The sequence below is a fragment of the Streptomyces sp. NPDC041135 genome, assembly GCF_055592085.1.
This window is the reverse complement of sequence record NZ_JBVIYZ010000011.1, coordinates 91,155-101,895: the sequence shown is the minus strand read 5'-3', so window position 1 is coordinate 101,895 and position 10,741 is coordinate 91,155. Positions and strand designations below refer to the sequence as shown.

The following is a 10,741-nucleotide window of genomic DNA, read 5'->3' as shown; positions in this document are numbered from 1 at the left end:
AGGTGTGCGATATGCCGAGAAAGAGTGACAATTCGCAGCAGAGCTGGCGCAGCCTCAAGTCCGAAACCCTCTATGCGGTGGAACAACTTCGGGATCAGTTGGCAGCGCCAAAAGAGTCGGTGCAAGACATAGTCGACACGTATCTCGTCGCTAAGCGCGCACTAGCAGAGTCAATGCAAGCCCTCCTCCGGGAGAGTTTGCCGGAGAGCTGCCCCACCTTTCATGATCTACGGGAGCGGTTGGGCAGAGAACTGTCGCGCCGGTACGGGGGGCTGATCCCTGAGAAGTACCTGAAAGTCCCGTATGGCTCACGTGTGCATGAGGAGCTCTTCACTATTCTCCTTAACCATCAGGGAACTCCCGTTCCAGCGATGATGCTCCGCATTATCAGCGCCGACTCCGTCCATACTGAGCGGCGGATGCGCGAGTTGCGTGAACTGGGTCTCGATATTGTCGCGGCGAAGTCGCAGGGCATTGATGTGTATACTTTGCAGTCGCTTGAGATTGACCTGAGCCTCCTTCCCTCGATACCAAAGAACCTTATCAGTCAAGATAAGGGTCTCAAGAAAGAGGAGAGGGAAGTCTTGATTTATCGCCTGGGGTAAGCGATGGCTTCTGCTGGCTGTCAACTTGCACTTTCCAGGCTCGGAAGTGGCCGCTGGTGCGACTAAGGTCGGCGGAGCGGCTTTGGGCTGGAGCTGCTTTGGCGCGAGTGATCATGGCCCCGTAAGCTTCCAGCGCGTCGGGCAGTCTGTGGACCTGCCCGCTAAAGCACGACGTTGGGGCCATGATCTTCGAGGCTCGCGCCAAAGTGGCTGCCTAAAGCCGTGGAGCCGACCGTCCCAGCCACGACGTACCCCTTCTCTGACTTCAAGCGCCTGATCGCTGTAGAGCGCGGCACGGGCGCCGGCCGGGCTGGAGCGGGGCGGAGACAGGAGCGCAGGCCCGGCCGGGGGCCGGGCCGCGCGCGGGGAGCGGAGCGAGCCGCCTTGAACCAGTAGAGAAAGTTTGAATCACGCTGGGTTCCTGCTCCTGTGTCCGCCGTACCGGCGCCCGTTGGCTCGTGGTGTAGAACCCTGGACATGGGCAGTGAGCGGCGGGAGCGGATGAAGGCGCTGGGGGCGCGTCTTCGTGTGCTTCGTGGGCAATCGGGTCTGACGGGTGCCGTGCTGGCGCAGCGGGCCGGTGTGGGACAGCCGACCGTGTCGAAGATCGAGACCGGGCGCATGGTTCCGAGTCAGGCCGTGCTTGACCGGATCCTGGGCGCCCTTGGCGTCGATGAGTCGGTCTTTCGTGAGGTCCGGGAGCTGCTGGCGGGCGTGGTCGCTGCCGAGGACGCTGCGCCCACCGCCCTTGATCCCGCTGCGGGTACGACCGTTGATGAAGAGGTGCGGTCGGCTCAGTCGGTGCACTCGTTTCAGTGCGTCGTTCTGCCGGCCATGTTGCAGAGCGCGGAGTACGCCCGGCATGTCTTCGAGGGTGCTCCTCGTTCAACGCCCGAGGCTGTCGGTCGGACCGTCGCCGCCCGTGTGGATCGGCAGAGCGTCTTGTACGAGCCGGGGCGGGAGTCGGTGTTCGTGGTCACCGAGGCCGTGTTGCGTACCTGGCCGGGGAGCCCGGCGTTGATGCTTGCGCAGCTCGACCGATTGCTGGCGGTGGAGAGTCTGAGCACGGTACGGCTCGGGGTGGTCCCCTGGCGCCGGCCGGTGCCGGTACTGCCGCGGCACGGCTTCACCTTGTGCGACCAGCGGGCGGTCGTGATCGAGACCTTCGACAGCGAACGGGTGTCGACTGACGCCGCTGAAGTGGCCGCCTATGAGCAGACCTTCGCTCGCTTCCAGCGCGCTGCCGTCTTCGGTCCCGAGGTCCGCGAGCTGCTGTTGCTGGTGATGAAGGAGTTCCGCGACCTGGGAGACACCCTCACTCCTTAGAGGAATAATTCCTCCTGATGCCTAGATTGCTGCTCCGGGCTGGGAATACTCTGCCGTCACGCTGTCTAGACCCCTAGACGAACGGAGAGGTCTCCATGCTCAGCAAGTGGTGCCGTGTCTTCCCCGGCCTGCCGGAAGAGGTGTCCCATGCTCGTCACTTCGTCGCCTCCCTGCTCGCGGATCGCGGTCCGGTCGAGGACGCCGTCCTGGTCGTGAGTGAGCTGGCGACCAACGCCCTGCGGCACACGCGGAGCGGCGTGGCTGATGGCTGGTTCCTGGTGGTGGTCGGCCTTGCTGACGACTTCGTGCGGATTCAGGTGGTCGACCAGGGCGGCGATCGCGTGCCTCACCTGTGCCCCGTCACCAGCGGTGAAGAGGGGGGTCGCGGGCTGCGGCTGATCGATGTCCTGGCAAAGAACTGGGGTTACACGATCTCGCCCGACGGGCGCTCGGTCTGGGCCGATCTGGTACGGGCGAACGCATGAGTGCTCAGCCTTCGACGCGCTTCGGGGACTGCTTTGCCGGGCGGGAGGTGTGAGCCCGAGAGGTGTGCCCCGGAGAAGAGCGCGTTTCTATGTGATCGGCGTGAGTTCCGGGCGGCGACTGCCTCCTATTCCGTCTAGGGCCCTAGACTCCTGGTTACTGCCAGGAGGTGAGGTCATGTCGGACGAGCTGCAACGGATCATGGCGATTGATGATCCGTACCTGCTGCTGCGCGAGGTGACGACTCGCTTGGCGGATGCGCAGCATGAGGTGACGGAGCTGGCCCGCCTTCGTCGCCGAGTGGTGCAGGACCTGCACGCGCAAGGACTGTCGTACGCACAGATCGCCGCGAAGGCCGGCCTGAGCCGCGGGCGGATTCACCAGATCCGGCACACCGGCCCGGCGCCGGAAGGGGCTTTCCTCGGCCGGGGCGCCGTCACTGTGGCCACACCGCTTCGGCGCGATGACGAACGCGGTCGGACCGTTGTCGCCGTGGACGACGTCAGCTCCGGCAAGCGGCTGGAGGACCTGGCTCGGTCGTACGGGCTCGACGTCGCCTCGGAGCATGTGCCGGTGACCGGTGAGATCGACCTCAACCGGGACGGCCTGATCGTGGTCTGCGGCCCCCGCATGTCCCAGGCGATGTGGGACACCTACGCCCAGGACCCGGTTCTGCACTGGGAGCGTGCGGAAGACGGGCCCTGGACGGTGGTGGACCGGCATACCGGCACTGTTCACCGCTCGGGCCAGGACAGTGATCCGGCCCGGCCGTCTGACGTCGGTTACCTCGGTCGGCTGCCGCGCCCGGACGGCAACGGGTCGCTGCTCGCGATCGCCGGTATCCATACGCAAGGCTCCCTCGGTGTCGTACAGCTGCTCGCCACCGACCTGAACGTGGTGTGGGGCCAGGTGGGGGACCGTTGCTTCTCCACCTTGGTGGGTGTCGAGTACGACCCCGAGACCAGCGAACCGCAGTCCGTCGAACTGCTCTCTCCCCTATACCGGCACGACGAGGAGACGTCGGCGTGAGGGTTGACCTCGCCACGCTCCCCGCCGACCCGGAACGAGAGAACGAGGACTTCGCCGCCGCTACTCTCGGCGCGGCCGTGCTCCTCGACGGCGCCGGCGTCAGCGGTGCCGAGACCGGGTGTACCCACGGTGTCGCCTGGTTCTCCGGAACGTTGGGCGGCCTGCTGCTCCGAGCCGTCTCCGCGCCCCCCACCCGGCCGCTCACCGAGTGCCTGGCCGACTCGATCGACCGCGTCCGCTCGCTGCACAGCGGCAGTTGCGACCTGACGTACCGGGCCAGTCCCACGAGTACGGTCGTCGTCGCACGGGTCAACGGGGGAACGTTGGAGTACCTGGTCCTGGGTGACTCTTCTCTGCTCCTGGAGGAGAAGGACGGTGGCACGGCCGTCGTCACCGACCGTCGCCTGGACGAAGTCGGCAGGCGGCTGCGCGAGCCGGTCGACGCGCTGCCCAACGGTTCCCCCGAGCATTCCGCCGCGCTCGCCGACTACCGGGAGGCTCTGACCGGGCTGCGTAACCGGCCGGGCGGCTTCTGGATCGCCGGGCCCGATCCGCAAGCGGCCCAGCACGCGCTGACCGGTACGGTCCCGCTTGGCTCACTCTCCACCGTGACGCTGCTGAGCGATGGTGCGACGCGGCTCGTCGACCGGTTCCAACTCGCCGACTGGCGACAGTGCTTGGCCGTGCTCGCTTCCTCCGGGCCGGACGAACTGATCCGCCGCGTGCGAGAGGCGGAGGAGAGTGACCCCGACGGCCGGCGCTGGCCTCGCGGGAAGGCCCACGACGACGCGACCGTCCTCCACTGGGTCCTGCCGTAGCGCGTTCCCGCTGACTCTGAGACACGCTCGTATACCCCCCTAGACAGTTGACGGATCGTCGGCTACTTTTACCGTCAACCCCCCTAGACAGTTTGAGCGGGCTCCCTCCTTGACTGTCTAGGGGGGTATTCAGACCGGATGGCGCCGAGCAACAAGGGCGCCGACAACCCAGTGAGGTACAGAACGATGCGTGTAATCCCCGTGGACACTGCTGCTGCGACGCTCCTCGTCACCAAGCTGCCCGAGGTCAAGGTGAGGGACCGGCAGACCGGTGAGATCGCCGTGGACCCGGTGACCAACCAGCGGCTGATGACGCTGGAGCTGGTCTTCATCGCGGCCGGTGGCTCCGACATGATCAAGGTCACCGTTCCCGAGCAGGGCATTGGTGAGGGCCTGGTGATGGGCGCCCCGGTCATCCTGTCCGGTCTGGTGGCCCGGCCCTGGGAGAGTGAGTTCGGCGGCCGCACCCGTCACGGCATCGCCTACCGGGCGGACGCCGTCATGGTCAACGCCCCGGCCGCGGTGCAGGGCTGACGGCCATGGCTGACACGGTCCGGGTGCTGTTACCGGTCCTGCTGGTCCTGGTTGCGCTGCTGGTGCTGCGCCGGCGGGTGCCGGTCCTGTTCTGGTGGCTCCTCGGGTATCCGGTCGTCATGGTGCGGGTGCTCATCTCATACCGGGCGACGATGGACGCCTGCGGCCTGACGGTTCCGGCGTCTGCCGTTCGCCGGGCCACGGCCCGGATGATGGGGCGGCAGGCGGCTCCCGTACCGCCTCGCCACTCGTTCCCGCTGCCGACCGGGTCCGGTCTCGTGATGCGGCTCCGTATGGCGGCCGGGCAGGCGCCCGAGGACTTCACCGCCTCGGCCGACCGGCTTCGGCACGCCTGGGGCGCCCACGTGGTGTACGTGCACCCCACAAAACCGGGGTGGCTCGAACTGCGGTTGGTCGGATGGGACGTACTCGCGGACGTACGGCCGTCCCGGCGTCGGCTGGCGGCTGGTCCGCTCTGCTTTCCGCTTGCGCTGCGGGAAGACGGCCGATGGCATTCAAGGGACTTCCGTACCGTGCCGCACGAACTGATCCTTGGTGCCACCCAGTCCGGCAAATCCGTCTACCTGCGCAACTTGCTGTGCGGCCTGGCCCGCCAATCGGTCGTCCTCGTGGGCATCGACTGCAAGTGGGGCGTCGAACTCGCTCCGTTCGCACCCAGGTTGTCCGCGCTCGCTGACAATCCCGACCGGGCGAACGACCTCCTCGACGCCCTGCTGGCGGAGATGGAGGCACGGTTCCGCCTCATCGGTCTTAGTGGCGGGGCCGGCCCGGACGCGGTACTCACCTCGGACGTGTGGGGGCTGCCGGATGACGTACGGCCGGTGCCGGTCGTAGTCGTCGTGGACGAGGTGGCGGAACTCTTCCTCGCCGCGGGAAAGGACGACGAGAAGCGACGGGACGCGATGGTCACCAAGCTCATCCGCCTCGCCCAGCTCGGCCGCGCCGCCGGCATCTACCTGGAGGTGTGCGGACAGCGCTTCGGCTCCGAACTTGGCAAAGGCGCCACCATGCTTCGCGCCCAGTTGACCGGGCGGGTCTGCCACCGGGTCAACGACGAGGCGTCGGCGAACATGGCGCTGGCCGACATCGCCCCTGAAGCGGCCCTGGCCGCTACCTCCATCCCGGCCGAACGTCCCGGCGTCGCGATCGTCGGTGACTCCTCTGGCGGCTGGTCCCGCGTCCGCTCGCCTCACCTGACCCTCGACGAAGCGGCGGCCGTGTGCCGCGACACCTCCGGCCTGATGCCGGAACTGGCCCGGCTCGACTCCTTCCGGCCCGCCATCGCCGTGGAGTCCGCCGGTCCGGCCTCACCTGCCGCTACCGCGCCCACAGCTCGCCCGGTGACCGGGTAGCCGCGCTCTTCCTCGGTAGGCGTGACCGCCTCACGCCACGTCCTTACCCCCTCCATGCCCGAAACCGGAAGGAACGCCGTGCCCATGCGTGCCCACCTGGTCCGCGTAGACGCCGTGCTCGTCCAGGCGGTCATCGCCGGGGCCCTGTCCTTCTCTCACCTGCACGATCTCGCCGAAGCGTCCGGACAGGGCGGGTGGAAGGCGTGGGCCTACCCGGTCAGTGTCGACCTGCTGCTCGTCGCCGCCTGGCGCCGGATGCGTGACCAGCACCGTGTCGGACGGCCGACCGGGGGATCGCGGCTGTGGTTCCTGGTCGCTTTGGCCGCGTCCCTCGGTGCCAACGTCGCCACCGCCGGACTCCTCGACCTGGGCCACGTTCCTGCCTCGCTCCGTGTTGTCGTCGCCGGTTGGCCCGCCGTCGCCTTCTTCGGCGGAACGCTCCTGGTCCACGCCCCGCACGCCCCGGAAGCGCCGGCCGCACCGGGCGACGGTACTGACGCGGTTGAGGAGTCGCGCCGGGCCCCGGCCGCTGCCGACGCGCCGGACCGGGACGCGCTTCCGGCGCCGTCCAGCGATTGCGAACCCGCTGCTACGTCCACTGCCGCCGAACCGGTCGCCGAGCCCTCCCCAGCTCCCGTTCCAGCCGTCGCACTCCCGCCCGCCCTCATCGATCGCGCTCGCGTCCTGGCCGACGAACACCGCTCGGCCACCGGTCGTCCCGCCGACCCCGACGCCGTACGCGCCCGGCTCGGCCTGCCCCCGTCCATGACCGCATCCGTCGCCGCCCACCTCTGAGAGGAGCACCACCATGCACCGGCGCTTCCGCAACGTCCGTCGTATCGGCCCGGTGAACGTCGCCTCCTACCTCGACCGCGGAAAGAACCGCCACCTGGCCGCCTGCACCGCGCCCCGCTGCGACTTCTCCGCCGAGTACGACAGCCGCGCCGCCGCCGAACTCGCCGCCCGCACCCACCGCTGCTCGGCCTGAGAGGAAACCACCGCATGAACGTCCCGCTCTGGCTCGCCCTGCTCTGCATCGGGGTCCTGGGCGTCAAGCTCATCCGCCCGCCTTGGTGGCTCATCGCCGTGCTGCTCCTCGGCGGCTACCTCCTCGCCGACAGCCTGCTGGCCCCAGTCATCAACTCCCTCATCAAATAACGCGAAAGGAGATCCGCCCATGTTCCGCCCGAACATCCCGACCATGCCCCAGCCCATCGGCCTGGTCACCCCGCCCACCGTCGTCGAGCCGACCACCATCGCCCCGGCCATCCCGACTCCGCCGCTCGTCGTCCCCCCGGCACCGACCCGCCCCGCCATCCAGCTCACCCCTGGCACCGTGCTCGCCCTCGTCGGCGGCGGCACCGCCGTGGTCCTGGTCGTCGGCGCCGTCCTGGTCTCCATGCTCCTCGCCGTCGCCATCACGGCCACCTCCGTAGCCGTCAGCGCCGTCGTCATGCGCTCCCTTCTCACCAGGCGCTGACCTCATCCGCACCACCCCGTCCGGCATGCCCACGATGTCTAGCCCCCTGGACAAGTCGGGCGGGGGCCTCAACGCCCGCTCTCCAAGGAGGAACCCGCACATGCGTCCCGCGGCTCCGACCGGAGCCATCCGCCACCTGGCCAGCCTCGCCCAGCACGGCGACCTCAGCACCTACGCACGGCAGATCCAGCGCCTCGGCGGCTGCGAGCGGCCGGTACGGATGGAGGGCCACCGGCTCGACGTCCACGCCGCAACCGGCGAGATCGTCCGGGAGATCGGAGACCGCGACCTCCCCGCCGGACAGCTCCTCATCCGCTGCAACAACCGCCGCGCCACCAGGTGCGCCGCCTGCGCCGAGGTGTACCGCAAGGACACCTTCCACCTCGTCACAGCCGGCCTGAGCGGCGGCAAGGGCATCAGCCCGGCCGTCGCCCAACACCCCCGCATCTTCGCCACCTTCACCGCCCCCTCCTTCGGCCCCGTCCACAACCGGCCCGCCGGCGGTCGGTGCCGCTGCGGTCGGAGGCACCTGGAGGACGACCCCGCCCTGGGCACGCCGCTCGACCCGGACCGGTACGACTACCGCGCGGCCGTCCTGTGGAACGCGCACGCAGGCGCACTGTGGGCCCGTTTCACCACCTACCTGCGTCAGCAACTCGCCTCCCGCGCGGGCATCGGACGTTCCGCCCTCCGCGAGTGCCTCAAGGTCTCGTACGCCAAGGTCGCCGAGTACCAGCGGCGCGGCGCCGTCCACTTCCACGCCGTCATCCGCCTCGACGGCCCGGACGGTGCCGAGGATGCCCCGCCGGCCTGGGCCACAACCGAATTGCTCACCGACGCGATCCGCTCGGCGGTCCGTCTCACCGAAACCCCCGGCCCCGTCCTCGACGGCCGGTCGTACGCCTTCCGCTTCGGCGAGCAGCTCGACATCCGCCCCATCCGCTCCGCCGACTTCGCGGGCACCTCGGAGTTGTCCAGCCGCGCCGTGGCCGCCTACATCGCCAAGTACGCCACCAAGGGCGCCGAGACCGCAGGCACCCTCGACCGCCCCATCCGCAACCCGATCACCGACCTGATCGGCTCCGGCGTCACCGACCACGCCCGGCGGATGATCCTGACCTGCTGGCACCTCGGCGCGCTCCCCGAACTCGAGGCCCTGCGCCTACGCAGGTGGGCCCACATGCTCGGCTTCCGCGGCCACTTCTCCACCAAGTCCCGCGCCTACTCCGTCACCCTCGGCGCCCTCCGCCAGGAGCGCGCCGACCACAACGAAGCCCTGACCCGTGAACGCGCGGCCGAAGCCGGCCACCCGCTGCCCGACCCGGACACCGTCCTCGTCCTCTCGCACTGGGTCTTCGCCGGGACGGGCCTGACTGCAGCGGAACACCTCGTCACTCACGGCACTGGCGCCCCTACAGGCCAGGCAGACGACGACACGGAAGGAGCGCTGACGTGGACCACCGGCGCGACGAACTGATGACCGTCCCGCAGATCCTCACGGAGCTGGGTGGGGTGTCCCGCCGCACCTTCTACCGGTGGCGTGAACTGGGCCAGGGGCCAGCTGCGTTCAAGCTGCCCAACGGCGAACTTCGGGTGTGGCGAGCCGACTTCGCCGCTTGGCTGCGGCAGCTGGAGGCGGCGGCGTGAAGTCTCTCGACGTGAAGGTGTGGGGCGTCCGGAAGCGGAACACCAAGAATCCGTCCTATGACGTCCGATGGATGGTCGCCGGAAAGGTCTTCTCCGAGCAGTTTCGCACCAAAGGGCTGGCGGACCACTACCGGTCCAAGCTGCTCCGCGCCACCCATGCCGGCGAAGAGTTCGACACGGTGACGGGGCTACCGGAATCGATGGTCGAAAAGGCGGCCTCGATGACTTGGTACGCCTTCGCTCTGAAGTACCTCGCTATGAAGTGGCCGCACGCGGCGCCGAACACACGTAACGGGATCAACGAAGCGCTGACTGCAGTGACGATGGCCCTCCTCGACGAGCGTCCGGGGCAGCCGTCCGAGGAACTGCTCAGGAAGGCGCTTCGCAACTGGGCCTTTGTCCTTCCCGGCCCGGACGAGCGTGAATTGCCGACCGAGGTCGCAAACGCTTTGCACTGGGTGGCCAAGGCGTCGCGTCCACTCTCGAACCTTGGCGAAGCCGCGATTGGCAGGGCCGTCCTGGACTCGCTCAGGCTGAAGCTCGACGGTACGGCGGCAGCCGCGGAGACCGTCCGGCGCAAGCGTCGGACCCTCGTCAACGCGCTGCACTACGCGGTGGACCTCGGGGAGTTCAAGGAGAACCCGATCACGGGTATCCGCTGGAAGAAGCCGAAGGTCACCGGAGAGGTTGACCCCCGGGTGGTCGCCAATCCCGAACAGGCTCGTTCCCTGCTGACCGCCGCTTCGTATGTCGGTGGGTACGGCCGTGCGCGTGGCCGTCGACTCGTCGGCCTGTTCGCGCTCATGTACTACGGCGCCCTGCGTCCGGCTGAGGCGGTCGGTCTCACCGGGGCGGACGTGAAGCTGCCCGAGACTGGCTGGGGGACAGTCCTGTTGAACCGGACGCGTCCCAGTGTCGGCAAGCAGTGGACGGACTCCGGCGAGACCCATGACGACCGCGGTCTGAAGAACCGGCCGGCGGAGGAGGTCCGCATCGTGCCGATCCCGCCCCAGCTCGTCGCGATCCTCCGGCAGCACCTCGACACCTTCGGCACCGCCGAGGACGGGCGGCTGTTCACCAACGAGCGCGGGGGAGTGGTCGGCTCGTCCACGTACTACCGCGTCTGGCAGGAGGCCCGTGCGCTGGCGCTCCCGCCGGCTGCCGTCGCCTCACCGCTCGCCGCCCGACCGTACGACCTCCGGCACTCGGCCCTGTCGACCTGGCTCAATTCCGGGGTGGATCCGACCGAGGTCGCCGAGCGCGCGGGCAATAGCGTCGAGGTCCTGCTGAGCCGCTACGCCAAGTGCATCGACGGACGGCAGGAAATCGCCAACCGCAAGATCGAGGACCTGTTGCGCGAATACGAGTGATCACGTACGTACGTTGGAGCCCTCCGCTTGTATGAGCGGGGGGCTCGGTCGTGTATCAGCCGCATCAGGGGCGGCC

Annotated in this window: 14 protein-coding genes; all 14 read left to right on the top strand. The window is 68.6% G+C overall.

The features are described from left to right. Window positions 1-11: 11 nt before the first annotated feature. Window positions 12-605 carry a hypothetical protein gene (locus ACZ6CZ_RS24545; RefSeq protein ID WP_469024918.1) on the top strand — a complete coding sequence of 198 codons (594 nt, stop codon included), beginning with the start codon at window positions 12-14 and terminating at the stop codon, window positions 603-605. Window positions 606-1,082: 477 nt separating this feature from the next. Then, window positions 1,083-1,931: a helix-turn-helix domain-containing protein gene (locus ACZ6CZ_RS24540; RefSeq protein ID WP_469024915.1), complete on the top strand. Its 849-nt coding sequence runs from the start codon at window positions 1,083-1,085 to the stop codon at window positions 1,929-1,931. 95 nt (window positions 1,932-2,026) lie between these two features. After that, window positions 2,027-2,416 carry an ATP-binding protein gene (locus ACZ6CZ_RS24535; RefSeq protein ID WP_469024913.1) on the top strand — a complete coding sequence of 130 codons (390 nt, stop codon included), beginning with the start codon at window positions 2,027-2,029 and terminating at the stop codon, window positions 2,414-2,416. A gap of 175 nt (window positions 2,417-2,591) precedes the next feature. Next, window positions 2,592-3,443 carry a sigma-70 family RNA polymerase sigma factor gene (locus ACZ6CZ_RS24530; protein WP_469024911.1) on the top strand — a complete coding sequence of 284 codons (852 nt, stop codon included), beginning with the start codon at window positions 2,592-2,594 and terminating at the stop codon, window positions 3,441-3,443. Beyond that, the gene (locus ACZ6CZ_RS24525; protein ID WP_469024908.1) at window positions 3,440-4,261 is read left to right on the top strand and encodes an integrase; all 822 of its coding nucleotides are present in this window, start codon (window positions 3,440-3,442) and stop codon (window positions 4,259-4,261) included. Before ACZ6CZ_RS24530 ends, ACZ6CZ_RS24525 begins: the two co-directional genes overlap by 4 nt. Window positions 4,262-4,447: 186 nt before the next feature. Continuing rightward, window positions 4,448-4,795 carry an SCO3933 family regulatory protein gene (locus ACZ6CZ_RS24520; RefSeq protein WP_469024906.1) on the top strand — a complete coding sequence of 116 codons (348 nt, stop codon included), beginning with the start codon at window positions 4,448-4,450 and terminating at the stop codon, window positions 4,793-4,795. A 5-nt stretch (window positions 4,796-4,800) separates the two neighbouring features. Next, window positions 4,801-6,168: an FtsK/SpoIIIE domain-containing protein gene (locus ACZ6CZ_RS24515; RefSeq protein WP_469024903.1), complete on the top strand. Its 1,368-nt coding sequence runs from the start codon at window positions 4,801-4,803 to the stop codon at window positions 6,166-6,168. A gap of 84 nt (window positions 6,169-6,252) precedes the next feature. Then, window positions 6,253-6,963, top strand: coding sequence for a DUF2637 domain-containing protein (locus ACZ6CZ_RS24510; protein WP_469024900.1), 711 nt, complete (start codon window positions 6,253-6,255; stop codon window positions 6,961-6,963). Window positions 6,964-6,976: 13 nt separating this feature from the next. Beyond that, the gene (locus ACZ6CZ_RS24505; RefSeq protein WP_073889547.1) at window positions 6,977-7,156 is read left to right on the top strand and encodes a mobile element transfer protein; all 180 of its coding nucleotides are present in this window, start codon (window positions 6,977-6,979) and stop codon (window positions 7,154-7,156) included. A gap of 14 nt (window positions 7,157-7,170) precedes the next feature. Next, window positions 7,171-7,326: a hypothetical protein gene (locus ACZ6CZ_RS24500; protein ID WP_469024897.1), complete on the top strand. Its 156-nt coding sequence runs from the start codon at window positions 7,171-7,173 to the stop codon at window positions 7,324-7,326. Window positions 7,327-7,345: 19 nt separating this feature from the next. Beyond that, a complete protein-coding gene (locus tag ACZ6CZ_RS24495; protein WP_469024896.1) occupies window positions 7,346-7,648 on the top strand; it encodes a SpdD-like protein in 303 nt (100 codons plus the stop codon). 100 nt (window positions 7,649-7,748) lie between these two features. After that, window positions 7,749-9,125, top strand: coding sequence for a replication initiator (locus ACZ6CZ_RS24490; RefSeq protein ID WP_469024893.1), 1,377 nt, complete (start codon window positions 7,749-7,751; stop codon window positions 9,123-9,125). After that, on the top strand, window positions 9,125-9,295 hold the full coding sequence (locus tag ACZ6CZ_RS24485; protein WP_469025240.1) for a helix-turn-helix transcriptional regulator: 171 nt from the start codon (window positions 9,125-9,127) through the stop codon (window positions 9,293-9,295). Before ACZ6CZ_RS24490 ends, ACZ6CZ_RS24485 begins: the two co-directional genes overlap by 1 nt. Next, entirely contained in the window at window positions 9,292-10,665 is a 1,374-nt protein-coding gene (locus tag ACZ6CZ_RS24480; RefSeq protein WP_469024890.1) for a tyrosine-type recombinase/integrase, read from the top strand. The genes ACZ6CZ_RS24485 and ACZ6CZ_RS24480 overlap by 4 nt, the downstream gene beginning before the upstream one ends. The last annotated feature ends 76 nt before the right edge of the window (window positions 10,666-10,741 follow it).